The 23,614-nt window shown below is 62.0% G+C and carries 23 protein-coding genes; 10 read left to right on the top strand and 13 right to left on the bottom strand.

Features of this window, described 5'->3' with window-relative positions; genetic code table 11:
• Positions 1-267: 267 nt before the first annotated feature.
• From ABI546_RS03445 to ABI546_RS03425, 5 genes are all read left to right on the top strand, one after another.
• Positions 268-1,008 carry a hypothetical protein gene (locus tag ABI546_RS03445; RefSeq protein ID WP_348044132.1) on the top strand — a complete coding sequence of 247 codons (741 nt, stop codon included), beginning with the start codon at positions 268-270 and terminating at the stop codon, positions 1,006-1,008.
• An 81-nt stretch (positions 1,009-1,089) separates the two neighbouring features.
• Complete coding sequence (locus ABI546_RS03440) at positions 1,090-1,377, top strand: hypothetical protein (RefSeq protein ID WP_348044130.1); 288 nt, start codon at positions 1,090-1,092, stop codon at positions 1,375-1,377.
• A 15-nt stretch (positions 1,378-1,392) separates the two neighbouring features.
• Positions 1,393-1,671, top strand: a complete 279-nt coding sequence (locus tag ABI546_RS03435) for a dihydrofolate reductase family protein (protein WP_348044128.1) — start codon at positions 1,393-1,395, stop codon at positions 1,669-1,671.
• Between the two features lie 240 nt (positions 1,672-1,911).
• Positions 1,912-4,800, top strand: coding sequence for an aconitate hydratase (locus tag ABI546_RS03430; RefSeq protein ID WP_348044126.1), 2,889 nt, complete (start codon positions 1,912-1,914; stop codon positions 4,798-4,800).
• Positions 4,800-5,993, top strand: a complete 1,194-nt coding sequence (locus ABI546_RS03425) for an FAD-dependent monooxygenase (protein WP_348044124.1) — start codon at positions 4,800-4,802, stop codon at positions 5,991-5,993. The genes ABI546_RS03430 and ABI546_RS03425 overlap by 1 nt, the downstream gene beginning before the upstream one ends.
• Before the next feature lie 43 nt (positions 5,994-6,036).
• Here the strand turns inward: ABI546_RS03425 and ABI546_RS03420 are convergent, their stop codons facing one another.
• The 7 genes from ABI546_RS03420 to kynB all read right to left on the bottom strand — a co-directional run bounded on the left by ABI546_RS03420 (position 6,037) and on the right by kynB (position 12,660).
• Positions 6,037-7,767 carry a flotillin domain-containing protein gene (locus ABI546_RS03420; RefSeq protein WP_348044134.1) on the bottom strand — a complete coding sequence of 577 codons (1,731 nt, stop codon included), beginning with the start codon at positions 7,765-7,767 and terminating at the stop codon, positions 6,037-6,039.
• Positions 7,768-7,857: 90 nt separating this feature from the next.
• Positions 7,858-8,478, bottom strand: a complete 621-nt coding sequence (locus tag ABI546_RS03415; RefSeq protein WP_348044122.1) for a YqiJ family protein — start codon at positions 8,476-8,478, stop codon at positions 7,858-7,860.
• Positions 8,478-9,152 carry a PspA/IM30 family protein gene (locus tag ABI546_RS03410; protein ID WP_348044120.1) on the bottom strand — a complete coding sequence of 225 codons (675 nt, stop codon included), beginning with the start codon at positions 9,150-9,152 and terminating at the stop codon, positions 8,478-8,480. Before ABI546_RS03410 ends, ABI546_RS03415 begins: the two co-directional genes overlap by 1 nt.
• A gap of 14 nt (positions 9,153-9,166) precedes the next feature.
• The gene (locus tag ABI546_RS03405; protein WP_348044118.1) at positions 9,167-9,643 is read right to left on the bottom strand and encodes a hypothetical protein; all 477 of its coding nucleotides are present in this window, start codon (positions 9,641-9,643) and stop codon (positions 9,167-9,169) included.
• 57 nt (positions 9,644-9,700) lie between these two features.
• Positions 9,701-10,546: a tryptophan 2,3-dioxygenase gene (gene kynA, locus ABI546_RS03400; protein ID WP_348044116.1), complete on the bottom strand. Its 846-nt coding sequence runs from the start codon at positions 10,544-10,546 to the stop codon at positions 9,701-9,703.
• A 139-nt stretch (positions 10,547-10,685) separates the two neighbouring features.
• The gene (gene kynU, locus ABI546_RS03395; RefSeq protein ID WP_348044114.1) at positions 10,686-12,002 is read right to left on the bottom strand and encodes a kynureninase; all 1,317 of its coding nucleotides are present in this window, start codon (positions 12,000-12,002) and stop codon (positions 10,686-10,688) included.
• A gap of 10 nt (positions 12,003-12,012) precedes the next feature.
• Positions 12,013-12,660 carry an arylformamidase gene (kynB, locus tag ABI546_RS03390; protein WP_348044112.1) on the bottom strand — a complete coding sequence of 216 codons (648 nt, stop codon included), beginning with the start codon at positions 12,658-12,660 and terminating at the stop codon, positions 12,013-12,015.
• A gap of 232 nt (positions 12,661-12,892) precedes the next feature.
• On the opposite strand from kynB, the gene ABI546_RS03385 reads away from it, so the two are divergent.
• Together ABI546_RS03385 and ABI546_RS03380 are read left to right on the top strand one after the other, a co-directional pair.
• Positions 12,893-13,657, top strand: coding sequence for an SDR family oxidoreductase (locus ABI546_RS03385; protein WP_348044110.1), 765 nt, complete (start codon positions 12,893-12,895; stop codon positions 13,655-13,657).
• A complete protein-coding gene (locus tag ABI546_RS03380) occupies positions 13,654-14,097 on the top strand; it encodes a hypothetical protein (protein ID WP_348044108.1) in 444 nt (147 codons plus the stop codon). The genes ABI546_RS03385 and ABI546_RS03380 overlap by 4 nt, the downstream gene beginning before the upstream one ends.
• Positions 14,098-14,109: 12 nt before the next feature.
• Here the strand turns inward: ABI546_RS03380 and ABI546_RS03375 are convergent, their stop codons facing one another.
• The 4 genes from ABI546_RS03375 to ABI546_RS03360 all read right to left on the bottom strand — a co-directional run bounded on the left by ABI546_RS03375 (position 14,110) and on the right by ABI546_RS03360 (position 18,624).
• Positions 14,110-15,549: an NCS1 family nucleobase:cation symporter-1 gene (locus tag ABI546_RS03375; protein ID WP_348044106.1), complete on the bottom strand. Its 1,440-nt coding sequence runs from the start codon at positions 15,547-15,549 to the stop codon at positions 14,110-14,112.
• Between the two features lie 210 nt (positions 15,550-15,759).
• Entirely contained in the window at positions 15,760-16,419 is a 660-nt protein-coding gene (locus ABI546_RS03370; protein ID WP_348044104.1) for a hypothetical protein, read from the bottom strand.
• Between the two features lie 46 nt (positions 16,420-16,465).
• Positions 16,466-17,410 (bottom strand): ornithine carbamoyltransferase, encoded by a 945-nt coding sequence (gene argF / locus ABI546_RS03365; RefSeq protein ID WP_348044102.1) that lies wholly within the window; start codon positions 17,408-17,410, stop codon positions 16,466-16,468.
• A complete protein-coding gene (locus ABI546_RS03360) occupies positions 17,407-18,624 on the bottom strand; it encodes an aspartate aminotransferase family protein (protein WP_348044100.1) in 1,218 nt (405 codons plus the stop codon). Before ABI546_RS03360 ends, argF begins: the two co-directional genes overlap by 4 nt.
• A 283-nt stretch (positions 18,625-18,907) precedes the next feature.
• Between ABI546_RS03360 and ABI546_RS03355 the strand changes: the two genes are divergently transcribed.
• The gene (locus ABI546_RS03355; protein ID WP_348044098.1) at positions 18,908-19,228 is read left to right on the top strand and encodes a DUF3579 domain-containing protein; all 321 of its coding nucleotides are present in this window, start codon (positions 18,908-18,910) and stop codon (positions 19,226-19,228) included.
• Between the two features lie 132 nt (positions 19,229-19,360).
• Here ABI546_RS03355 and rpsT read toward each other — a convergent pair whose 3' ends face one another.
• Positions 19,361-19,672, bottom strand: coding sequence for a 30S ribosomal protein S20 (gene rpsT, locus ABI546_RS03350; protein WP_348044096.1), 312 nt, complete (start codon positions 19,670-19,672; stop codon positions 19,361-19,363).
• A 331-nt stretch (positions 19,673-20,003) separates the two neighbouring features.
• On the opposite strand from rpsT, the gene murJ reads away from it, so the two are divergent.
• Together murJ and ABI546_RS03340 are read left to right on the top strand one after the other, a co-directional pair.
• Positions 20,004-21,569, top strand: coding sequence for a murein biosynthesis integral membrane protein MurJ (gene murJ / locus ABI546_RS03345; RefSeq protein WP_348044094.1), 1,566 nt, complete (start codon positions 20,004-20,006; stop codon positions 21,567-21,569).
• A 74-nt stretch (positions 21,570-21,643) separates the two neighbouring features.
• A complete protein-coding gene (locus ABI546_RS03340) occupies positions 21,644-22,495 on the top strand; it encodes a tetratricopeptide repeat protein (protein WP_348044092.1) in 852 nt (283 codons plus the stop codon).
• Positions 22,496-22,636: 141 nt separating this feature from the next.
• On the opposite strand, the gene ABI546_RS03335 is transcribed toward ABI546_RS03340, so the two are convergent.
• A complete protein-coding gene (locus ABI546_RS03335; RefSeq protein WP_348044090.1) occupies positions 22,637-23,560 on the bottom strand; it encodes a LysR substrate-binding domain-containing protein in 924 nt (307 codons plus the stop codon).
• Positions 23,561-23,614: the final 54 nt, after the last annotated feature.

Raw genomic sequence — 23,614 nt, 5'->3', positions numbered from 1 at the left:
AGTTGCTCGTCCACCCCAGGATCGCCGGCCACGGCCCGACCCTGTACGAGAGCGGACTGCCGAGCACGCGACGGCTGGAGTTGATCTCGGCAAAGCCGCTTGACAACGGCGCGGTCGCCATGCACTACCGGCGCGCGCGCTGACTTGGAGATGGGTCACGTCGCCTGACAACGCGCTGCACCCGGACGGGCCTCGCCTTGCTCGGCCCTCCGGTGAGTGCGGGTATAAAACACTTTCAATCGACGGAAGTGACGATAAGGTTCCAACATGCGAAATATGGATTTCAGTTCCTGGCAGTCTGTGATCACCACGCTGGTCGGGCTGGTGGTGGTTACCGTCTTGACGCTGGTCATCCGCCTCTTGGTGATGGAGGGCGTGCAGCAGCGCCGCCAGCGTGAGAACCGTCAAATCAACGAACGGCTGCGTATCCTGATCGCCGCCTACAAGACGCTTGGAGGCTCCTTTACCGGCGAACTGTCGGTCGACCCCAGGCACCGGCGGGATCTCCGTCGGGAGGAAACGCTAACCCCATCCCTTGCGGAATCTGGCGGGGTCGACGACACCATCACGAGCGAAGACCGTCCAGCACCGGTTATGTCTGATCGCCCACGTCGCATCCGCGATGCGGTTGAAGCGGCGCTGTCGGACGTGATTCTTCTGGGCACCGAGGAACAGGTGCGGCTGGCAGCGCGCGCCGCAAGCGATCTTGTCGCGGGAAGCCCGGTCCACACGGATGAGCTGGTGGTGTCGCTGCGCGACTTCATTCGCAAGGTGCTGGACCTGGAGCCCTTTCCCGCGGAGCTGATGATCCCGAAGCAGGGCCCCACCCGCCCTGGTGGCGGAGGCGCTGGCGGTGGAAAGGGCAAAGGGGGCGCCACCGGGGGCGGAAACGCCGGCACGAAGCAGGGGGGCAATGGCGGTGGGGGTGGCGGCGGCGGCGGTGGAATGGGTGTGGGCCTGGGTGGCGGGCTGGGGTCCGACGCGCAGGGTGATGAATTCAACCGCTAGGCACTCAGCATGCTGCCATTCAGTAATGGCAAGAATGCAGGCATCCTCAAGACAGTGCAATCGCGCAACACGGAGGCCCCGATGAGACAACTCAGAATCATGGAACACATCTCGCTGGACGGTGTGATCCAGCAAACCGCCGATGGCGGCGAGTTCCCGTACATCGACTGGACCACGCCCTACCGCAGTCCCGAAGGCAGGGATGCCGTCATGGCCGCGCAGGGCGGGCGCTTTGATCTGCTGCTGGGCCGTCGCACCTATGACATCTGGTCTGGCCATTGGCCCAAGGCGCCGGCCAGCCCGATGGCGGACGGCATCAATGCGGCCACCAAATACGTCGCCACCCACCGGCCTGAAAGTCTTGAATAGGGCCCGGCCGAAGGCTTGGGGCCGGATATCGCCGAGGGCGTGCGCCGCATCAAGTCGCAGGACGGCCCGGACATTGTTCTTTGGGGCAGCTCCACGCTCACCTCCACGTTGCTCGAGCACGGGCTGGCGGATGAGGTCCTGCTGATCGTCTACCCGGTGCTGTTGGGCACGGGCAAGCGCTTCTTTGCACAGGGCACTCTGCCACGTTCGTTCCAGCTGCTCAACACAAGGGCCATGCCGTCCGGCATCATCTTCAGCACGTACAAGGTGGCCGGGGGTTTGAAGGCCGGGTAGTCTGGGGTGTATTCGGTCCATACCGCAGCGGAATGGCCGGGCGAAGTGTGAATTCATGACGAACCCATGTCCTGCGCAACACCTGGTTACGCGTTGCCTGAGACACTCATGTGGGAGAGCGGTTTTGAGTGGCATTACAGGGCAAAACTGTGCGCGGGGACGGGGTATGACGGGCGAATGACCCATACGACGCGGCTGCCTGCCAGAATGGGGGCTGCCGTCAATAAAAAGGAGTCCGCCATGGCCAAACCGCCTCCCCACGCTTTCGCATCCACGCTGAAGAGCTTCAAGACCGCTTCCGGCAAACCGGGCAAGTTCTATTCTCTGCCCGCGCTGGCCAAACAATTTCCCAGCATCTCGCGACTGCCGGTGTCCGTGCGCATCGTGCTGGAGTCGGTGCTGCGCAACTGCGACGGCAAGAAAGTCACGGCGGAGCACGTGGCGCAACTGGCCAACTGGCTGCCCAACACCGAGCGCAGCGATGAAATCCCGTTTGTCGTCTCGCGCGTGGTGCTGCAGGACTTCACCGGTGTGCCGCTGCTGGCCGACCTGGCCGCCATGCGCAGCGTGGCGCAAAAACTGGGCAAAAACCCGAAACTGATTGAGCCGTTGGTGCCGGTCGATATGGTCGTCGACCACTCCATCATGGTCGACTACTACGGCAAGAAAAATTCGATTGACCTCAACATGAAGCTCGAGTTCCAGCGCAACCGCGAGCGCTACGAATTCATGAAGTGGGGCATGCAGGCCTTTGACACCTTTGGCGTGGTGCCGCCGGGCTTCGGCATCGTGCATCAGGTCAACCTCGAATACCTCTCGCGCGGCGTGCACAAAACCAAAGACAACGTGTATTACCCCGACTCACTGGTGGGCACCGACAGCCACACCACCATGATCAACGGCATCGGCGTGGTGGCCTGGGGCTGCGGCGGCATCGAGGCCGAAGCCGCCATGCTGGGCCAGCCGGTGTACTTCCTCACGCCCGACGTGGTGGGCTTTGAGCTGACCGGCCGCCTGCGCGAAGGCGTTACCGCCACCGACCTGGTGCTGCGCGTGACCGAGCAGCTGCGCCGTGAAAAAGTCGTCGGCAAGTTTGTTGAGTTTTTTGGCGAGGGCACGCGCACGCTGGCCCTGCCGGACCGCGCCACCATCGGCAACATGGCGCCCGAATACGGCGCCACCATGGGCTTCTTCCCGGTCGATGAAAAAACCATTGACTACTTCAAGGGCACGGGCCGCACCAAGGAAGAAATCGAGGCCTTCGAGGCCTACTTCAAGGCTCAGGGCTTGTTCGGCGTGGCCAAGGCTGGAGACATCGATTACTCGCACGTCGTCAAGCTCGATCTGGGCGATGTCACGCCGAGCCTCGCAGGTCCCAAGCGCCCGCAAGACCGCATTGAACTCGGCAACGTTGCGACCCAGTTCAAATCGCTCTTCAGCAAACCGATTGCCGAAAACGGTTTTAACCAGCCTGCCGGCATGCTCAACACCCGCCAGCTGGTCCGCCGCACCGATGAAGGCCGGCTGGATACGTTGCCGTCCGCCCCACCGACCCCCGCAGGCGCTGCACGCCCCGTGATGGAAATGGAAGGCAACCGCCCCACGCTCGCGCATGCGCGCGCCAGCAACACCACCGACGCCCCTGCCAAATCGCAGACCGAGGTGATTCATTCGGCGCCCGGCATTACGGTGGGCAATGGCGACATCCTGATCGCCGCCATCACCAGTTGCACCAACACCTCCAACCCCAGCGTATTGCTGGCCGCGGGCCTGCTGGCCAAGAAGGCGGTGGAAGCAGGCCTCAAAGTGCAGCCGCACATCAAAACCTCGCTGGCGCCAGGCTCGCGCATCGTGACCGAGTACCTCACCGAAACCGGCTTGTTGCCTTACCTTGAAAAGCTGGGCTTCGCGCTGGCTGGCTATGGCTGCACCACCTGCATCGGCAACGCCGGTGACCTGACGCCCGAGCTCAACGAAGCCATCAGCAAAAGCGACCTGGTGTGCGCGGCCGTGCTCTCGGGCAACCGCAACTTCGAGGCACGCATTCACCCGAATCTGAAGGCCAACTTTCTGGCCAGCCCGCCGCTGGTGGTGGCCTACGCCATTGCCGGCACGGTGATGCGCGACCTGATGACCGAGCCTGTCGGCAAAGGCAAGGGCGGCAAGGATGTGTACCTGGGCGACATCTGGCCGACCAGTGACGAGATCTACAAGCTCATGAAGTACGCCATGAACGGCAAGGCCTTTCGCGCCAACTACGCCAAGGTCAAGACCGAACCCGGCAAGCTCTGGGAAAACATCAAGGGCGTGAAGGGCACGTCTTACACCTGGCCTGCCAGCACCTACATCGCCGAGCCGCCTTTCTTCAAGGACTTCACCATGGAAGCGGGCGAGGCCGGCAGCGTGTCGGTCAAAGGCGCGCGCATCATGGCGCTGTTTGCCGACTCCATCACCACCGACCACATCTCGCCGGCTGGCTCCATCAAGGCGAGTTCACCCGCGGGCCAGTGGCTGCAAGCCAATGGCGTGCAGAAGGCCGACTTCAACAGCTACGGCGCGCGCCGGGGCAACCACGACGTGATGATGCGCGGCACCTTCGCCAATGTACGCATCAAGAACCTGATGATTCCGCCCGGCGCCGACGGCTCGCGCGAAGAGGGCGGCGTGACGCTGTTTCAGCCTGGCAACGAAAAAATGTTCATCTACGACGCCGCCATGAAGTACATGGACGAAGGCACGCCCACGGTGATTTTTGCCGGCGAGGAATACGGCACCGGATCATCGCGCGACTGGGCTGCCAAGGGCACACAGCTGTTGGGCATCAAGGCCGTGGTGGCGCGCAGCTTTGAACGCATTCACCGCAGCAACCTGGTGGGCATGGGCGTGTTGCCGCTGCAGTTCAAGCCCGGTGATTCGTGGCAGACCCTCAAGCTCACCGGCGCCGAAGTCATCGACGTGATTCCGCACCCCGAACTCAAGCCGCAAAGCGAAGCCAAACTGGTGATCACGCGCGCTGATGGTTCGCGTGAAGAAGTCACGGTCATCCTGCGTGTGGATACGCCGATTGAGGTCGACTACTACCGCAGCGGCGGCATCTTGCCGTTTGTGCTGCGGCAGCTACTCGCTTAATGCTCCGGCAGGCTCTGATAGCTGGCGGCGGCATCGGTGGGTTGGCGGCGGCGCTGTCAGCGTCGCGCGCCGGCTGGGATGTGCGCCTGTTCGAGCGCGCCAGCGCGTTCAGCGAAGTCGGCGCCGGCATTCAGCTGGGGCCTAATGTGGTGAAGGTGTTGCACGGCTGGGGCCTGGCCGACGCGTTGCAAGCTGTGGCCGCATTTCCCGAGCGTTTGCTGGTGCGCAGTGCGGTGTCGGGCCAGCAGCTTGGCGAGCTGGGCCTGGGCGCTGCGATGACCACGCGTTATGGCGCGCCCTATCTCACCATTCACCGCGCCGACCTGCATGGCTTGCTGCTGCAGGCGGTGCAGCAGCAGGTCGACATGAAGCTGCATTTGAGCCGCCCCCTGCAATCCTTCAGCCAGACGGCGCAAGCCGTCACGGTGCATGCCGACGACGGCCCCGGCATTGAAGGCGATGCGCTCATAGGCGCTGATGGTGTGTGGAGTACGGTGCGCCAGGAATTGCTGGGCGACGGCCTGCCGCGGCGCACCGGCCACCTGGCCTACCGCGCACTGACGCGGCAGTCCGATCTACCCAAATTACTCAGGAGCCAGAACGTCACTGCCTGGCTGGGGCCCCGCATGCATGTGGTGCAGTACCCGGTGCGCGGCGGCGAATGGCTCAACGTCGTGGCCATTGTGCAAGGTGAAGCCGCGGCCGAAGCCGACCTCTGGGACCACAGCGCCAATGCCGCCGATTTGGCCGCCGCCACAGCCGGATGCTGCGCTGCCCTGCGCGAAGTGATGGACGCCATCCAGGGCTGGCGTCTGTGGGTACTGCACGACCGCGCGTCCATGCAGGGCGCCCACCAGCACGCCGTCGGCCGTGTGGCCTTGCTGGGCGACGCCGCCCACCCGATGCGGCCCTATCTTGCGCAAGGCGCCGGCATGGCGATTGAAGACGCCGCCGAACTCGGCCACGCGTTGGCGCAAGCGCTGGACCCGGCCTTTGACGTGCCCACCATGCTGCAGCGCTACGCGCTCAATCGCTGGCAACGCAATGCGCGCGTGCAGGCGCGGGCCCTGCGCAACGGGCAGATCTTTCATGCCGATGGCTTGCTACGATGGGGGCGCGATGCGTCCATGAAGTTGCTGGGCGAGAAGGTGCTGGACATGCCCTGGCTGTACGGGGCTTCGGTTAAAGGCTAAAAAAAAGCGCCCAAGGGCGCTTTTTCAGGACCCCGGGGTCTTCTCAGCTTTCCGGATGCGCTTGGCCTGAAGAAGGCACCGGTGTAACGGTTGCGGGCACCACGGCCGGCATGGCGACCATCGCGGCAACAGATTCCGCAATTCCGGTCAGCGACGGGTTGGAAAGGCCCGCATCTTTCATGATCGCGTCGACGATGGGTTTGGCTACCTGGTACTGCAGCGCCGAGTTGACGACCTGCTCGGGCAGGGTGCCTTGGGAGCCGCCCGAGCCACCGGCTTGACCGTTCCCACCCATGCTGCCGTTTGGCATGCCGTTGACCTGAAACAGGCGTATCGATTCAATCTTTTCGAGCGGTTTGACTGACTGCTGGATGATCAGCGGCAGCGCCCGGATCAGCTGCAACCGCACTTCAAGGTCAATCTGCGCTGCACCAAGCCGGTTTTTTGCCTCGTTGATGGCGGTGATACCTTCGGCTTCAGCAAGGGCTGCGGAGCGCTTTGCGTCAGCCTCGACCTTCAGCGCGAGCGCACGATTTTCTGCGGCCTCACGTTCGGCCGTGGCCGCAACGGTCACGGAGATCGCCTGCTGCTCTGCCTCTCTTGCTGCATCGATGAGCTGGATGGACTTGCCCCGTTCAGCGATGGCCACTTCGCGTGCGGTGTTCACAAGTTCTTCAGATTTCACGGCGTCGGCACGTGCGGTGTTGGCCGCAGCGTCAGCCTGCGACTGTTCCTGCGATTTCTGGGCGATGGCGATGGCCGCGGTCTGATTGGCAAGCTCGATCGACTGGCGTTGCTCTGCCTGCTTGACCTTGGTCTCACGGTCGGCTTCGATCTGCTTTTTCTGCACCGAGAGGTTCTTGTCGATCTCGGCGTTGTTCACAGTACGGTCGGCTTCGATCCGTCGTTCTTTCACCAGGCGATCGGCATTGATGCGGACTTCTTCGGCTTCGCGGTGGCGCTCCGCCTCGATTTTGGCAATGGTGGTGGTCTGGTCGGCTTTGGCGTTGGAGATTTCCTGCTGCTGCGTCAGGGTCGCAAATTCCTGCTCCTTGGAGATGGTCAGCTTGAGGCGCTCGGCCTCCAGGTTTTTGGTGCGGACCTGAACTTCCGTGTCCTGTTCAATGTCGTTGCGCTGCTTGCGGCGGCTTTCGGTTTCTTCGGTCAACCGGGTCAAACCTTCGGCATCAAAGGCATTGCTGGGGTTGAAGAATTCCTTGGCGGTCTGGTCCATGCTCGTCAACGAAACCGACTCAAGCTCCAGGCCATTCTTCTCAAGATCTTCAGCGACCGCGTTTTGCACCGCCTGCACAAACTCGCGGCGCTTGTCCTGCAGTTCACGCATCGACATTGTTGCCGCGGTCGCGCGCAAAGCGTCGACGAACTTGTCTTCGACCAGCACTTTCAGGGCGGTAGGCTCCATGGTCTTGCGGCCCAGGGTCTGAGCCGCTGTGCTGACGGACTCGGCGGTCTGTTTGACGCGCACGAAGAAGGCGGCCGCCACGTCGACCCGCATGCGGTCCAGCGCGATCAGGCTCTGCTCTTCGCGGCGCGAAACCTCGAGCTTGAGCGTGTTCATGTTCACGGGAATGGTTTCATGAAAGATCGGCAGCACGATGGCGCCGCCGTCCATGATGACCTTCTGGCCGCCGAGGCCGGTACGCACAAAGGCGGTCTCTTTGGTGGCGCGGTGGTAAAGCCGCGCGAAGATGATGCCGATCAGCAGCAGCGGGAAAAATACGAGCCCTGCGGGGATCGCTATATTGATAAGCATGTCGATCACGATTTACTTCCTCCGGTTGTTGTTTTTGGTCAGCCTAAAAGGCCAACTTTTTTCATTGAATTTCAAATGCCTTAGTGGCGCTTACAAAAGCTCGGGGTGCGGGTTGCGTATGCACTTGAAGCGTGCACCGGCTTTGCGCACCAGCACGATGGGGGTGCCTTCGTCCAGCGTCTGGTCGATGATGTCGGGCTCGACCATCACGTAATGCGCGCGACCGTGACTGTCGCGCACCTTGGCTTCGGCCGCCATGCCGTCGCGTGCATGCCCCTTAACAATCACGCCGGCACGGCCAACCAACGTCTGTTCGCTGACGGCGCTGGTCTCGTCGCCGGGGATGATCTTGGCGAGCAGCCCACCGATGCCGTTGACGGTTGATATACCTGCGAGAAGCGCTGGAATGCTGGCGATCCAGGCCGGCAGCAGGGAGCCGAGCAGTGCATTGGCCGCTGACTGGATCACGTAACCGGAGACTGCGAAACCGGCCAGAAAAAGGATCAGCAGCACCAGCAACGGCACTTTTCCCACGTGAAGCCAGCCTAACGGCCCATCCATGCCGTCGGGGGTATCGGGCAGAAAACTGTCAAGCAGGCCCGACGGGCTGTAGGCCAGTATCAGCCCGGCGCCTTCGACAATGCTCAGGCCTACCATAACGGCCAGTGCGGCGCCGAACGGCCATGTTTCAGGGGCGGTGAAGATCACCATCAGTGCGCCGTGCCGGCCTTGAGTGCCGCCAGGCGCTCACTGATCTTGTTGTCGCGCACAAGCTGATTCAGTTCGTTGATTTTTGCCGTTTGATCGATGCCGGCGCGGCTGCTGGACGATGACAGGCCGGTCTGGCGCTGGAAGGTGCGGTCGAAGGCGGATTGCGCCGAATTCACACGCGCGCCAGCGCTGCTGGTCACGTTTTTTCGCGGGCCGGCACTGTCGGCGAGGCGCCTCGAAGCTTCGAAGTCCTGGATGGCTTTTTCCATCTCGCGCTTCTTGCCCATCAGAGCGTCGACGAAGCCGGAGAGTTCCTTGTCCTGTTGGCTCATCTCCCCGAGACTGGCTTCAAGGACCGGCAATTGGGCTTCGATGTCGAGCTGGCGTGAGATGGCGGGTTTGGCAAGGTCCTCGCGATTTTCGGCAAGCGCGGTTGCGATTGAGGCCGACAGTGCGTCGTGTTCACTGTTCAGGTGCAAATGTTGCTGCTGCGCGAGATGGCGGTTTGCCACGATGCGACCGAGTTCGGCCCTGACCTCGTCGGTCACCTGCTCGACTTCACGCACCGACTGTTCCAGTACAGCGACTGGCGCGGCGTCTTCTATCTTGTCGAGCAGGGCGTGTGCGCCACCTGCGATCACGCGGGCAACCCTGGTACGTAAGCTATCGGCCATAAAAACCTCTCTTTTTAGCGTGGTGACGAAATCAGTTGGGCCAACTCGAGCACGCGAGTTGAATTATCAATGATGACTTTTTCATCATAGGCGGCAGCGCGCGTGGTGACTGCTTGCCTCAGCAGCGTTTCCGTCAGTTGCATGGTGCGTTTGACCAGGACGGCTTCGAGCTCGCGGGCGCTGCTGGGTGACGATGCCTGGCTGGCGTGCAGCATGGCGATCAAAGCCGGGAGGTGCTCCATGAACGCGGCCAGCACTTCGGAGTGCTGGCCGGTCTTGCGTTCGATCTGGGCAATCTGTTCGCGTGTGCTGCGGCCGAGGTCGCGGTACATCGACAGCGCACCGATGTAGTCGGCGTCCCCGTCATGCATGCGCTTGAGGTGCAGTACGGCAACGCGCAGCTTGTCGCTCAAGGTCGTCGCATCTTCCAGCGGAAGTGTCGACAGCCATTCATAGAGATCGTCGGGGAGGCGGGCGGAAATGGGTACCATGTTGACGATTGTATTCAAATGAATACGATCGTCAACATGTATTTTTGGCGGGCGTTTCTAGAGATCCGTCCGCAGCTTCCAGATTTCCGGAAACAACACCACGTCCAGCATCTTGCGCAGATAGCTGACTCCGCCCGTTCCACCGGTACCCCGCTTGAACCCAATCACGCGCTCTACCGTGGTGACATGCCGAAAGCGCCAAAGCCGGAACGCATCTTCGAGATCCGTGAGTTCTTCGCCGAGCTGGTACAGGTCCCAGTACTTCTTCGGGTCGCGGTAGACCACCAGCCAGGCTTGTTCGACTTCGTCGCTTTCGGCATAGCCTTGCGTCCAGTCGCGTTGCGTATGGCTGGCGGGCACAGCGAGGCCGCGGCGGGCCAGCAGGCGCAGGGCTTCGTCATACAGTGACGGCGCTTCGTAGGCGGCCTGCACCTGTGCGAGCAGGTCGGGCCGGTGCGCATGGGGCTTGAGCATGGCAGAGTTCTTGTTGCCCAGAGCGAATTCGATGCAGCGGTATTGCGCGCTCTGAAAGCCGCTGGAGTTGGCGAGGTAGGGGCGTATCGCGCTGTATTCAGGCGGTGTCATGGTGGCCAGCACGTCCCAGGCGTGCACCAGCTGCTCCATGATCTTGCTCACGCGTGCCAGCATCTTGAAAGCGGCTCCCAGCTCGTCTTTGGCGACATTGGCAATGGCCGCGCGTAATTCATGCAGCATCAGTTTCATCCAGAGTTCGCTGGTCTGGTGCTGGATGATGAACAGCATTTCGTTGTGGTCGGGCGAGAGCGGTTTTTGCGCGGTGAGGATCGAATCGAGCTGCAGGTAGTCGCCATAGCTCATGGATTTGCTGAAGTCGAGTTGGGCTTTTTCGTCGCGCACGATGTCTGCGGGTTGCTGTGTTTTCATGGGCGCTCTTCAATCGGAAGGAAAGATTCCGGTATTAAACCGGACAGGGGCCGCGGAACCGGCTTTGCCGGGCCGCAGGCGTAGCGGCCCCTCGGGGGGCAGGGAGCACACGGAGTGAACGACCGTGGGGGCCATGTTGTCAGGTGACCGCATGCTTCTGGTTGAATTCGGCTTTTTGCCATTCGGCGGTTTCCAGCACCTGCTTCAAATGCTCGACGGCGTTCCACACGTCCTCAAAGCCGATGTAGAGCGGCGTGAAACCAAAGCGCAGGATGTCAGGCATACCCGTTCGTCCTGAGCTCGGCCTGTCCTGAGCCTGTCGAAGGGTCGAAGGATCACCGGCGCGGAAGTCGCCGATCACGCCGCGTGCAATCAGCGCCTGCACGATGGCGTAGGCCCCTTCGGTTCTGGTCAGGCACACCTGCGAGCCGCGCTGTGCGTGCTCGCGCGGTGTGGCCAATCCCAGGCCGTGGCCTGCACAACGCTCTTCAACGAGCTGGATAAACAGGTCGGTGAGCGCCAGCGATTTTTTGCGCAGGGCCTGCATGCCGCCCATCGCTTCAGCGGCCAGCACCGTGTCCAACCCGCACTCCAACGCCGTCATGCTCAGGATGGGTTGTGTGCCGCAGAGGTAGCGCGAGATGCCTGCCGCAGGCCGATAGTCGGGCGTGAACGCGAACGGTGCGGCATGGCCCCACCAGCCGGCCAGCGGTTGCCAGAAGCGGTCGGCGTGCCTGGGGTTGACCCAGACAAAGGCCGGCGCGCCGGGGCCGCCGTTGAGGTATTTGTAGCCGCAGCCGATGGAGAAGTCGGCCTTGGCCGCGTTCAGGTCGACAGGCACAGCACCCGCGCTGTGCGCCAGGTCCCAGACGGTGAGCACGCCGGCTGCGTGCGCTGCGGCGGTCACAGCGGCCATGTCGTGCATGGCGCCGGTGCGGTAGTTCACGTGGGTCAGCATCAGCACGGCCACTTCGCTCGTGAGAGCGGCGGGGATCTCTTCGGGCTCGACGAGCTGCAGGCGAAAGCCGCGCTCGCGGCACAGGGCTTCGGCGATGTAGAGGTCGGTCGGGAAGTTGCTGCGTTCGCTCAAGATGAGCTTGCGTTCGGGCGCGTCTTGCGCTGCGATGTGCAATGCGGCGCTCAGCACCTTGTAGAGGTTGATGGAGGTGCTGTCGGTGGCCACCACTTCACCAGGCCGCGCGCCAATCAGCTGCGCAATCTTGTTGCCCAGGCGCTGTGGCAGCTCAAACCAGCCGGCGCTGTTCCAGGAGCGGATCAGGCCCTGGCCCCATTCGGCCGTGACCGCTTCGGCCACGCGGGCGGCGGCTGTTGTGGGCAGCACGCCCAGCGAGTTGCCGTCGAGGTAGATCACGCCTTCGGGCAGCGTGAATTGCTGGCGCAACGCGCGCAGCGGGTCTTGCGCATCCAGGGCGCGGCAGTCTTGCAAAGTGGTCATGGGGTGGTCTTCAGAGGAGTTCACGCAGGACTGCGCGAACGGGTGAGGCATCGGCCCGGATGAGCTTGAGCGGCAGGGCAATGAGTTCGTAGTCGCCTTCGGGCACGTCGTCGAGCACCAGGTTTTCCAGCACGCGCAGGCCGTGCGCCAGCAGCTGGTGGTGGCTGGGCAGATCCTGGCTGGTGGCCGGGTCCACGCTGGGGGTGTCGATGCCGATCAATGCTATGTTTTTGGTAGCTAAAAGCTCAAGTGTGTCCTGGGCTACAGCCGTAAAAGACTCCCAACTTTGGCTGGCGGTGTGCGAGGTGCGCAGCAGCACGCGCGCCGGCAGGTTGTCCAGTGCGTGGGCAATATGCTGCGGCAACACCAGTGGGCCGCAGCCCATGCAATGGATCACGCGGCAAGGGCCCAGGTAAGGGGCAAGATCCACCTCGCCGATGCTGGCCTCGCCGTTGGCGTAGTGCAGCGGCGCATCGGCATGCGCGCCGGTGTGCGGCGACAGCGTGATCGCGTTGACGTTGACCGGGCAGCCCGGCTCCAGCGAGAAATGCCGTTGCTGCGAATAGGCGGTGTCGCCGGGAAACACGGCGGCGTTTTCGTCTACCGGCGGTGAGATGTCCCAGAGTTTGCGTGGCGCTGATGTGTTGGGGGAGGGCATGGATGCGAAGGTAGCACCGGCAAAAAAGCCGTGGTGTCGGTTATTTCCAACAATTTCAAAAATAGTTGAAACCTAAAGTATGTGAAAACGGTGACTGCGGCGGCGCGGGGTTCAGCAGGTGCAAACTCAGAACAGGTTCTAAGCCTCGGGCACAATTAAAGGCTGTGGCGCTCATCGCTGCATCGATTTACCAGACCTCCAAAAACCCTTTCATTAGAGACAAAGGCACACCATGAATTCCGAGAACAAGTCCAACGGCAAAGTCGCACTCGTCACTGGTGCCGGCACTGGTATCGGCAAGGCCGTGGCCCTGGCCCTGCTGCGTGAAGGCTACAGCGTGGCGCTGGTGGGGCGCCGCGCTGAGCCGCTCGACGAAGTCGCGAAAGAGTCGGGCACAGACCGTGCGCTGGCAGTGCCGACCGACGTGAGCAAGCCGGAATCCGTGGCGGCGGCGTTCGCCACGGTCAAGGAAAAGTTCGGTCGGCTGGACCTGCTGTTCAACAACGCTGGCGTGGGTGCCCCGCCCGTCAACCTTGAAGACATCACGTTCGAGCAGTGGACCAACGTGGTGAACATCAACCTGACCGGCTCCTTCCTCTGCGCGCAAGCGGCTATCAAGCTGATGAAAGACCAGCTGCCCCAAGGCGGCCGCATCATCAACAACGGATCGATCTCGGCCCACGCGCCGCGCCCCAACTCGGCGCCATACACCTCGACCAAACACGCCATCACGGGCCTGACGAAGTCAATCTCGCTGGACGGGCGCAAGTACAACATTGCCTGCGGCCAGATCGACATCGGCAACGCCATGACGGAACTCGCGGCGCGCATGGCCAAAGGTGTGCCTCAAGCCAATGGTGAGATCGCCATCGAGCCGATGATGGATGCGAAAGAAGTGGCCGAAGCGGTGGTGCACATGGCCTCGCTGCCGCTGTCGACCAATGTGCAGTTCATGACCATCATGGCCACGAAGATGCCGTTTGTGGGGCGCGGTTGAGCCCCACGGCTTACGTTGTCGTGCTGGCGCTGAACGTGGCCTGGTTCAGCGCCGGGTTTTGGTCTTTCGGCATGACGCCCAGGCGCAGCGCCAAAATCGTGGTGCCGAGTTCCTTGCGGCAGTCGCCGCTGTTCGCGACGCTGGCGGAGTCACTGCGTTTTCTGGGCGGCATGAACTTCGCCTTCGCGGTGTTCTCGCTGCTCTGCCTGCTGTGCATGTCATGGTTTCCCGAGGCGCGCCAGCGCGCGCTGTTCGCTGCCGTCTTTGCCATCGCGCATGCGAGCCAGTTCGTCGCCAACCTGCCGGTTGCTTTTTCGGGCGGGCGTCAGGGCGAGTCGTACTGGGACGTTCTCAAGGGCCCGATGCTGTTTATCTTCAGCGTTGACGCCGCACTGATGTTGGCCAACGGGTTGTTGGCTGCGCTGCTGCTGGCGGCTTAGGCCTGTCGCCGTTCAGGCCCGCCGCGGCCGCACCATGGCCAGCACGTAGTAGGACGCCCCGCCGATCGCCACGCCGAAGAACCAGCCGTAAATGCCCCACCATGAAGGCAGCAGGCTGGTGAAGTTGGGCAGGATGCTGGAGAACAAGGCCCCCGCTGCCGTGGCGATGAGCGCGTTGATGTTCCAGCCGCCCTGGTAGCGGTATTCGCCGTCTTCGTGATAGAGCGCTTCTACGTTCACCTCACCTTTGGCGATCAGGTAGTAGTCGACCAGGATGATGCCCAGCAGCGGCCCCATGGTTGCGCCAATGGCGCCCACAAAGGTGGCGGCGTTGCCTTCCCACGGCGCGAAGGGGTAGAGCACCAGGGCGATGCCGGCCGCGATGTAGCCGCCGGTCTTGAAGCTGACTTTGCGCGGGAAGACGTTGGCGAAGTCAAACGCGGGCGACACAAAATTGGCCACCACGTTGATGCCCAGCGTGGCCACGGCGAAGGTAAGCGCGGCCAGCATCGCGAGGAACCAGCTGTCGAACTTGGCGGAGATCTGTTCAGGGTGCAGCAAGACTTCGCCGTAGACCTTGAAGGCGGCGATGGTGGTGACACCGGCCACCAGCGAGAACAGCACCAGGTTGATGGGCAGGCCCCAGAGATTGCCTTTTTTAACCGTGGACTTGTCTTTGGCGTAGCGCGAGAAATCGCAGAAGTTGAGATAGAGCGCCGCAAAATAGGTGATCCATGTCGCGCCCACGGCCATCAGCGCCCAGAACGAGCCTGGCTCGCCCGGCACGCCGGCATCCTTGGTCTTGGCCAGCAGCACGTCTTGCGGGATGCCGTGGTCAAACGAGAAACCGCCGGCCTTCACACACAGGCCCACGGCCAGCACCAGCATGGCGATCCAGACGGCGGGCCCGGCCCAGTCCTGGAATTTGCGCACTGTTTCCATGCCGTTCTGGATGATGAGCAGCTGCAGCGCCCACACCACGATAAAGCAGATCAGCTCCAGCCCGGAGTGGCCGAGCAGGTGCGTGGATTTGTGAAAAGCCATGATGGCGTCTGAGCGCGTGAGGAGCGCCACGATGGCGCCGGAGGCGGCGGCGGTTTGCGCGCCGTACCAGAAGCAGGCCACCACAGCGCGCACCAGCGCAGGCAGGTTGGCGCCCCAGATGCCGAAAGAGGCGCGCGCCAACACAGGATAGGGCACGCCGGTTTTCACGCCAGCGTAGCCGACCAGGTTCATCAGGAAAAAAATCACCAATGAACTGAGCCCGATGGCGATCAGGAAGTTGGTGAAACTGCCGCACAACAGGAACAGGCTGGCCGCGAGGTAATAGCCCCAGAGGCTGTGAACGTCGGAAGTCCAGACGTTGAAGATACTGAAGGTGCCCCAGTTGCGCTCTTTGGCGGGCGCCAGGTCTTCGTTGTACAGATCGGGCGATGGGTTGCGAATTTCCATAGGTGAGCTCCGGTACGGTGGGCGTTTGCCCCTGGCCAAGGTGATCGTTGTTTGATTGAGTGTTCAGTTTTGTATACAGGACTGTACTCACTGCCGGAGGAATCAATTCACGGGTTTACCCGAACGGGGTTGCGGTCTTGAATCCTGCTGTGTGAGCACGGTCGCGGTATCCCAGCAGGTTTCATGCCATTGGGGCATGCGATGCGGGATTCAGGGGCGCTGATTGCGTGAGAGTGCCGCCAGCGCAGCCTGCAAGTTGTTTCGGGCGTTGGCCTCATGCCGCTCGAAAAACCAGGACGTGCTGTAAATACGGGGACGATCCAGAAACGACTGCAGCACCGCGCTGCGGCCCTGTACGTAGCGTGGCCAGCGGACCCAGCGGTACTCGCTGCGAACGTCGCGTTCAAATTGCTGGTACACCGCCTCGCTCTGGCCCAGGATGGCCAGGTCGATGTCGACCACCCATTGCGCGTCGCCGTTTGCAGGCTGCACCTGATGGCGGGTGTCCAGGATGTGGCGGCTGACCAGGTCGACCAGCGAAGGCGACATATTAAGGCGGTGCAGGAAGTGTTCAGCCCAAGCCGCGCTTTTTTCCTCATTGCGCGGCAGCCAGGGCCAGTAGATGGCGTCATGAAACCACAGGGCCAGTTCGACTGCGGCGGGGTTTTCGAGCTGGCCTCGCACCGCATCAAGGTGGCGCAGGCAGGCCATCAGATGCGGCGTGTTGTGATAGCGGCGCGGCCAGCGTGCCCAGCTTCGGATCAGGCGCTTGCCTTCGCGGTGCCAGGTAGTCCCGCTTTGATGGAGGTGCGCGCCGAGGGTATCCCAGCGTGCAAGCAATTCATCGTGGTGGGCTGGGGCAAACCACATTGGCGAATAGCTCAGGTCAGCTGGCTCACGTACTACTACCCGATTGCTATGCGAGCTGCCCGAGCAAAAGGAACTCCATGAGTGCCTTCTGCGCGTGCATCCTGTTCTCAGCCTCATCCCACACGACTGATTGCGGGCCGTCGATGACGTCGGCTTCGACTTCTTCGCCGCGGTGGGCGGGCAGGCAGTGCATGAAGAGGGCGTCGGGCTTGGCGGCACGCATCATCTCGGTGTCCACGCACCAGTCGGCGAAGGCCTTCTTGCGCGCTTCGTTTTCGGCTTCGTAGCCCATGCTGGTCCACACATCGGTGGTGACCAGGTCGGCGCCGGCGCAGGCCTGCATCGGGTCCTTGAAGACTTTGTAGCTGTCGGCCGAACGGATGCCGGCGATCGACTGGTCGACCTCATACCCGCCAGGTGTGCTCACATGCACCTTGAAGCCGAGGATTTCGCTGGCCTGCAGCCATGTATTGGCCATGTTGTTGCCGTCGCCCACCCACGCCACCGTCTTGCCCTTGATGGAGCCGCGGTGTTCGATGTAGGTGAAGATGTCGGCCAGGATCTGGCAGGGGTGAAATTCGTTGGTGAGGCCGTTTATGACGGGCACGCGTGAATGCTCGGCAAAGAGGTCAATCTTGGTTTGCTCAAAGGTGCGGATCATCACCAGGTCGACCATGCGGCTGATGACCTTGGCGCTGTCTTCAATCGGCTCGGCCCGGCCCAGCTGGCTGTCGCCGGTGGTCAGGTGCACCACGCTGCCGCCCAGCTGGTACATGCCTGCCTCAAAGCTCACGCGCGTACGCGTTGAGGCTTTTTCGAAAATCATCGCCAGCGTCCGGTCTACCAGCGGCTGGTGTTTTTCGTAGGTCTTGAATTTTTTCTTGATGATGGCGGCGCGCTCGAACACGTAGGCGTATTCGGTCGCGTTCAGGTCGCTGAACTGCAGGTAGTGCCGCACCGGTGCGGGGGTGGAGGGGATCGCAGTGGTCACGCGTTTTTCTCTTTCAGCAACTGTTTGATCAGCGGAACCAGGATGGCCACCGCTTCGTCGGCTTCGGCCGTGGTCATGATGAGTGACGGCACCATGCGGATCACGGTGTCGGCCGTCACGCTCAGCAGCAGGCCGTTTTCAGCGGCCCGACCCAGCAGCTCGCCGCAAGGCACCGTCAGCTCAATGCCCAGCATCAGGCCGCGGCCGCGGATTTCTTTCAGGCCTTTTTCGCCAGCCAGTTCGCGCGCCAATGCAGTGCGCAAATGGTCGCCCACCTTCACGGCATTGGCCAGCAGGCCTTCTTCTTCCATGATGCGCAGGGTTTCCACACCGGCGCGCATGGCCAGCGGGTTGCCGCCAAAAGTGGTGCCGTGGTTGCCGGGGCCAAAGATGTGGGCGGCCTTGGGGCCTGCCACGACTGCACCAATCGGCACGCCGGAGCCCAGGCCCTTGGCCAGCGGCATCACGTCGGGTTTGATGCCGGCCCACTGGTGGGCAAACCACTTGCCGGTGCGGCCCATGCCGCATTGCACTTCGTCAATCATCAGCAGCCAGTCGCGCTCGTCGCACAGCGCGCGAACTTCGCGCAGGTAGTCGTCCGTCATGCTGTTGATGCCGCCTTCGCCCTGAATGGCTTCAAAGAACACGGCGACCACGTTGGGGTTGTTGGCGGTGGCGGCTTTCAGCGCATCGATGCTGTTGAGCGGCACGCGGATAAAGCCTTCCACCAGCGGACCGAAGCCGGCCTGAACCTTGGGATTGCCGGTGGCGCTCAATGTGGCGATGCTGCGGCCATGGAAGGCCTTTTCATAGACCACGATTTCCGGACGCTCAATGCCCTTGTCATGGCCGAACTTGCGCGCCAGCTTCAATGCGGCTTCATTGGCCTCCAGGCCGGTGGAGCAGAAAAACACGTTTTCCAGGCCCGACAGTTCCACCAGTTTGGTGGCCAGGGTTTCCTGCAGCGGCACATGGTAGTAATTGGAGCTGTGGATGATCTTGGCGATCTGCTCTTGCAGGGCCGGCACCAGCTTGGGGTGGTTGTGGCCCAGGGTGTTGACAGCGATGCCGCCCAGCACGTCGAGGTAAGCCTTGCCGTTGACGTCCCAGACGCGGCAGCCTTGGCCATGGTCCAGCGCGATAGGCAGGCGGCCGTAGGTGTTCATCACGTGTGGGGAGGCGGCTTCGATGTGCTTGGGAAGGGCTGCGGTCATGGAAAACTCCGGAACAGGTCTGAAACAAGGCTAAAAAGGGTAGGCCCGCAACGGATGGAGCAGGCCTGAGCTGATTTTAGGCGCAGACCTTGCGAGCTTTTGTGACGTTCCTGCATTACTGCGATGCGGGCAGCCTGTGGGCCGTTGCCGTCTGCGGCGTTGAAAATTTGTGTCCAAGTCTTATATAAGAGTCCTGAGTTAAGCTAGAATTGTTGTGCGGTGCAGCATGGGGTGAAATCCCATCCCTTTCCCATGCTGGGCATCGCCAAAAACCCTCCACCCGATGGTCTCCAACACCGCCAAAGAAGTTTTCATTCAGGGTATTACCCGCGACGGCAAAACCTTCCGGCCCAGCGACTGGGCCGACAGGTTGTGCGGTGTGATGAGCCATTTCCGTCCGGGCGGGCCGCAGCCCGGCAGCCATCTGACCTACTCCCCCTGGTGCGTACCCACCGTCATCAACGGCGTGAAATGCGTGGTGGTCAATTCGGAGCTGCGCGAAGCAGAACCCATGGCCTGGGACTTCGCCATCAATTTCGCCAAAGACAATGATTTACAGGTTGCAGAAGCCTGCCTGATTCCCGATTTGCCCCGCAAAGATTGAAGCGGCTGAAGTTTTGAAGCGCCCAACAAAAAAGCCGTCTTTCGACGGCTTTTTTGCTTTGCTGCAGCGCACCCTACAAAACGGCGGACTGTATTTCTTTCAAAATGCAGTCCGGGCGATTTGCCTAATTGCTTAGGCGGCCTTTGCGGGGGCCAGTGCCAGGGCTTTCACCTTGGCAGACAGGCGGCTCTTGTCGCGCGCTGCCTTGTTCTTGTGGAAGATGCCCTTGTCGGCAATCGTGTCCACCACGCTCTGGGCCTTGGCGAACAGGTCTTTGGCTTTGTCCATGTCACCGGCTGCAACGGCTTTTTCGACGTTTTTCACAGCGGTGCGGTATTTGGAGCGCAGCGAGGTGTTCGCAGCGTTGAGTTTGACGTCCTGGCGGACGCGTTTGCGGCCCGACGCAAGGCGTGGGTTCTTTTTCTTGGGTTTGGCAGTAGCCATATATAAGTTCCTTTAATCCTGGGGAGGAGTCTGTGGATGTTGCAGCAAAGCCCACGATTATAGCCCCCACAGTCGTTCACTGCGTGTAACTCCTTGCCCCCTCAAGGGGCCGCCCGCCTGTGGCCCGGCGAAGCCGGTTCCACGGCTCATGCTGGTAAAGAGGGTTTTAGCTGCCTTTTGCTATCAAATAAATAGCTTCTTGTGCATGTCCTGATTGGGCTGGAGCCAGATTTGATGCCTGAAGTTACGTTTTCTGGATGGTTTCGCTGTCCTCATGTCAAGTGAGCTTTGCATGGCCGGGCCAGCGCGACCTCGGGGATAAACTCCACCGGTGTCCTTATTCAAATCCGCCTCCACCGTTTCCCTTTTAACGCTTGTCTCCCGAATCACCGGTTTGGTGCGGGAACTCCTGATTGCATCGACTTTTGGCGCGAGCGCCGTGACCGATGCTTTCAATGTGGCGTTTCGCATTCCCAACCTGTTTCGTCGGCTGTTTGCCGAAGGGGCTTTCAGCCAGGCTTTTGTGCCGGTGCTGGCGGCCAGCAAGGCGCAAAACGGCGATGACGCCACCAAACTGCTGATCGACCGGGTCGCCACGCTGCTGGCCTGGGTGTTGCTGCTGACCTGCGTGGCGGGCGTGGCGGCGGCGCCGGTGCTGGTCTGGGCCATGGCCAGCGGGCTGAAGCAGGAGCCGCACGGCTTCGAGGCTGCCGTGTTCATGACGCGATGGATGTTTCCCTACATCGGTTTCATGTCGCTGGTGGCGCTGTCGTCGGGCGTGCTCAATACCTGGCGGCGCTTTGCCGTGCCGGCAGCCACGCCCGTGTTGCTCAACCTTTCCATGATCCTGGCGGCCTGGCAGGGCGCGCCCTGGTTCAAGGCGCACGGCATCGAGCCGGTTTACGCGCTGGGCGCGGGCGTCATGGTGGGCGGTATCTTGCAGCTTGCGGTGCAGGTGCCGGCCTTGCTGAGGCTTGGGCTGCTGCCGCGTGTCGGCTTCAGTCCGGCGCGCATCAAGGCCGCCTGGGCCGATCCGGCCACCCAAAATATCGCCAAGCTGATGGTGCCGGCCTTGCTGGGTGTCAGCGTGGCGCAGATTTCGCTGCTCATCAACACACAGATTGCCTCCCACCTCACGTCCGGCAGCGTCAGCTGGCTGACGTATGCCGACCGGCTGATGGAGTTCCCCACCGCTATGCTCGGCGTGGCCATTGGTGTGGTGCTGATGCCCCAGCTGGCCGCCGCCAAGGCTGCAGGCGATGTCGACCGGTATTCCGCCATGCTTGACTGGGGCCTGCGCATCGTCGTGCTGCTGGCCGTGCCTTGCGGCGTGGCGCTGCTCACGTTTGCCCAGCCCCTGGTTGCCACGCTTTACCACTACGGCGCTTTCACTGACCGCGACGTGCAGCAGACCACCACCGCCCTGATGGGTTACGGCGCCGGCCTGCTCGGGCTGGTCGCCATCAAGGTGCTGGCCCCGGGCTTTTATGCCAGCCAGGACATCAAGACTCCCGTGCGCATTGCCGTGGTGGTGCTGGTGATCACGCAGTTGCTCAACATCGCCCTGGTGCCTTTGCTGCAGCACGCCGGGCTGGCGCTGGCCATCGGCCTGGGCGCGCTGATCAATGCTTTCTGGCTGCTGTGGGGGCTGATGCGGCGCGGCAGCTACACACCGGCGCCAGGGTGGAGCATCTTTGCAACGCAGGTGGTGGCGGCCAGCGCGTTGCTGGCGGTCTTCTTGCTGTGGGCTGCCCAGGCGGTCAATTGGGTGGGCCTCAAGGCTCACGCTTTGGAGAGAATTGGCCTGTTGACCCTTATATTGCTTGCGTCAGCAGCTATCTATTTCATAGCGCTCTGGGTGTCTGGTCTCAAGGTGAAAAAACTGCTGAAGCACTGAAAAGCGGGTTTCTCAAGACCCCAGGCGGCATTTTCCCCAAGCCTTTTTTCCCCGGTTTGTGAGAAAGTAGGGTCATGCAATTAAATCTGACCGTTCCGTCTCCATTGCAATATTTCTCCAGCCTGGTCGAAAGCGACGAGCACTTTCCCCTGCTGGAAGCCGCCATCAGCCTGGCGCAAGATGAATACCCCGACCTTGACGTGCAGCAGGTGCTGGGCGACGTAGACCAGCTGCTCGCCCGCCTCAAGCGCCGCCTGCCCGCCGACGCACCCGCGCTGCAGCGGTTGCGCGCGCTCAACCAGTTCTTCTTTCACGATTTGAACTTCGGCGGCAACGTCAACGATTACTACGATCCCGACAACAGCTACCTCAACGCCGTGCTGCGCACACGCCGCGGCATTCCGATCACGCTGGCCGTCCTGTGGCTGGAGCTGGCACTGGGCCTGGGCCTCAATGCACGCGGTGTGGCGTTTCCGGGGCATTTCATGGTCAAGGTCAATCTGCCCAAGGGCCAGGTGGTGATTGACCCCTTCAGCGGCCAGTCACTCAGCCGCGAAGAGCTGTCTGAAAGACTGGAACCCTTCCGTCAGCGCGGCAACGCCGACGAAGACTTCGAAGTGCCCATGGGCCTGTACCTGCAGTCGGCCGCGCCCCGCGAAATCATCAGCCGCATGCTGCGCAACCTCAAAGAAATCCACAAGACGCAAGAAGACTGGCAACGCATGATCCCGGTGCAGGACCGCCTCATCGTGCTGCAGCCCGAGGCGTGGACCGAATACCGCGACCGCGGACTGGCCTGGGCCGCGCATGGGGAGCCTGAGCGGGCCATTGTCGACCTGGAAATTTACCTGGCCAACGCCGAAGACGCGCTTGACATTGATGCCATGACCGAGCGGCTGATCCAGCTGCGCCGGAGCCGTCACTGAGTTGCCCTGCCACCCCGCGCAGCCCGCGGTTGAAGTGCGGGCTCGGCTGCCCGCCCTCTCTGGTCTGTCTGTTTACCGGCTATCGCTATAAATTTGATAGCTGCTTGCGCTCGCCCATCAAGCGCCACAGGCACTTTTTTCCTATAGAAGTTCGATTTCGCTGAGTGTGAGAAAACAGCTTTCCCGTGTGATCGCCACGAAGTCTTCCAGCCAGGGCCGGCCTGACGTAGCCTCCGTGCAGGCGACGTAGAGGCGTCCTGTGAGACCCTTTTTGCCCACTGGCCGCGCCGTCACATACCCCCGGTCCAGATAACTTTGCACGGCCCATTTGGGCAATGCGGCGATACCGCGGCTGCTGGCTACGAGTTGCAGCATGGCAATCGTCAGTTCGGTGGTGCGGCGGGCGGGTTTGATGCCGGCGGGTTCCAGCACCTGGCGCACCACGTCGAGCATTTCGTCGGGCACAGGGTAGGTGATCAGGGTTTCGTTGGCGAAGTCTTTGGCGGTGAGGTGGCTCTTGGCGGTAAGGGGGTGGCCGTTGGCCAGCAGGGCCATGATTTCAAAGCGAAACAGGGGGTGAAACTCCACCGTCTCGCTGGCGTCGGCTTCGGACACGATGGCGATGTCGGCGCGGTCTTGCAGCACCAGGGCGATTGGGTCGGGGTGAAAGCCCGAGACGATGTCGAGCTCGACTTCGGGCCAGCGCGTGCGAAAGGCGTCCATCGCAGGCATCAGCCAGTCAAAGCAGGTGTGGCATTCAACCGCGATGCGCAACTGACCGGAGCGGCCGGTGGCCAGGCGCGCCACGTCGCGCTCCGCTTCTTCGATTTGCGGAATCACCGCGTCGGCCAGAGCCAGCAGGCGCTGGCCGGTGGTGCTGAATTGCGGCGGCACGGACTTGCGCTCAAACAGCGGCGTGCCGTAGCGCTCTTCAAGCAGCTTGACCTGGTGCGAGAGCGCTGATTGGGTGAGGTTGAGCAGCTGCGCGGCGCGCACCAGGCTGCCGCTGTCGCGCAGTGCGGTCAGCGTGCGCAGGTGGCGGACTTCAAGGATGGACGACGTCATGTCAAACCCGATGTTTATTAATTTTCATGTTAAACGGCAATATCTTTCGTTTGA

Source organism: Polaromonas sp. (genome assembly GCF_039932935.1).
Classification (GTDB): Bacteria; Pseudomonadota; Gammaproteobacteria; order Burkholderiales; family Burkholderiaceae_C; genus Polaromonas.
The sequence above is the reverse complement of the archived record's forward strand: the minus strand, read 5'-3'. Positions and strand labels throughout refer to the sequence as shown.

Excerpts from the sequence above, each read along its gene's own strand:
- ABI546_RS03420 (WP_348044134.1), bottom strand. The coding sequence starts at position 7,767 with ATGCTTATCAATATAGCGATCCCCGCAGGGCTCGTATTTTTCCCGCTG.
- kynU (WP_348044114.1), bottom strand. The coding sequence starts at position 12,002 with ATGACCACTTTGCAAGACTGCCGCGCCCTGGATGCGCAAGACCCGCTG.
- ABI546_RS03355 (WP_348044098.1), top strand. The coding sequence starts at position 18,908 with ATGGTCTCCAACACCGCCAAAGAAGTTTTCATTCAGGGTATTACCCGC.
- ABI546_RS03360 (WP_348044100.1), bottom strand. The coding sequence starts at position 18,624 with ATGACCGCAGCCCTTCCCAAGCACATCGAAGCCGCCTCCCCACACGTG.
- ABI546_RS03425 (WP_348044124.1), top strand. The coding sequence starts at position 4,800 with ATGCTCCGGCAGGCTCTGATAGCTGGCGGCGGCATCGGTGGGTTGGCG.
- ABI546_RS03370 (WP_348044104.1), bottom strand. The coding sequence starts at position 16,419 with ATGTGGTTTGCCCCAGCCCACCACGATGAATTGCTTGCACGCTGGGAT.
- ABI546_RS03335 (WP_348044090.1), bottom strand. The coding sequence starts at position 23,560 with ATGACGTCGTCCATCCTTGAAGTCCGCCACCTGCGCACGCTGACCGCA.
- ABI546_RS03445 (WP_348044132.1), top strand. The coding sequence starts at position 268 with ATGCGAAATATGGATTTCAGTTCCTGGCAGTCTGTGATCACCACGCTG.
- ABI546_RS03340 (WP_348044092.1), top strand. The coding sequence starts at position 21,644 with ATGCAATTAAATCTGACCGTTCCGTCTCCATTGCAATATTTCTCCAGC.
- rpsT (WP_348044096.1), bottom strand. The coding sequence starts at position 19,672 with ATGGCTACTGCCAAACCCAAGAAAAAGAACCCACGCCTTGCGTCGGGC.
- ABI546_RS03430 (WP_348044126.1), top strand. The coding sequence starts at position 1,912 with ATGGCCAAACCGCCTCCCCACGCTTTCGCATCCACGCTGAAGAGCTTC.
- kynB (WP_348044112.1), bottom strand. The coding sequence starts at position 12,660 with ATGCCCTCCCCCAACACATCAGCGCCACGCAAACTCTGGGACATCTCA.
- ABI546_RS03385 (WP_348044110.1), top strand. The coding sequence starts at position 12,893 with ATGAATTCCGAGAACAAGTCCAACGGCAAAGTCGCACTCGTCACTGGT.
- kynA (WP_348044116.1), bottom strand. The coding sequence starts at position 10,546 with ATGAAAACACAGCAACCCGCAGACATCGTGCGCGACGAAAAAGCCCAA.
- ABI546_RS03415 (WP_348044122.1), bottom strand. The coding sequence starts at position 8,478 with ATGGTGATCTTCACCGCCCCTGAAACATGGCCGTTCGGCGCCGCACTG.
- ABI546_RS03375 (WP_348044106.1), bottom strand. The coding sequence starts at position 15,549 with ATGGAAATTCGCAACCCATCGCCCGATCTGTACAACGAAGACCTGGCG.
- ABI546_RS03405 (WP_348044118.1), bottom strand. The coding sequence starts at position 9,643 with ATGGTACCCATTTCCGCCCGCCTCCCCGACGATCTCTATGAATGGCTG.
- ABI546_RS03410 (WP_348044120.1), bottom strand. The coding sequence starts at position 9,152 with ATGGCCGATAGCTTACGTACCAGGGTTGCCCGCGTGATCGCAGGTGGC.
- ABI546_RS03440 (WP_348044130.1), top strand. The coding sequence starts at position 1,090 with ATGAGACAACTCAGAATCATGGAACACATCTCGCTGGACGGTGTGATC.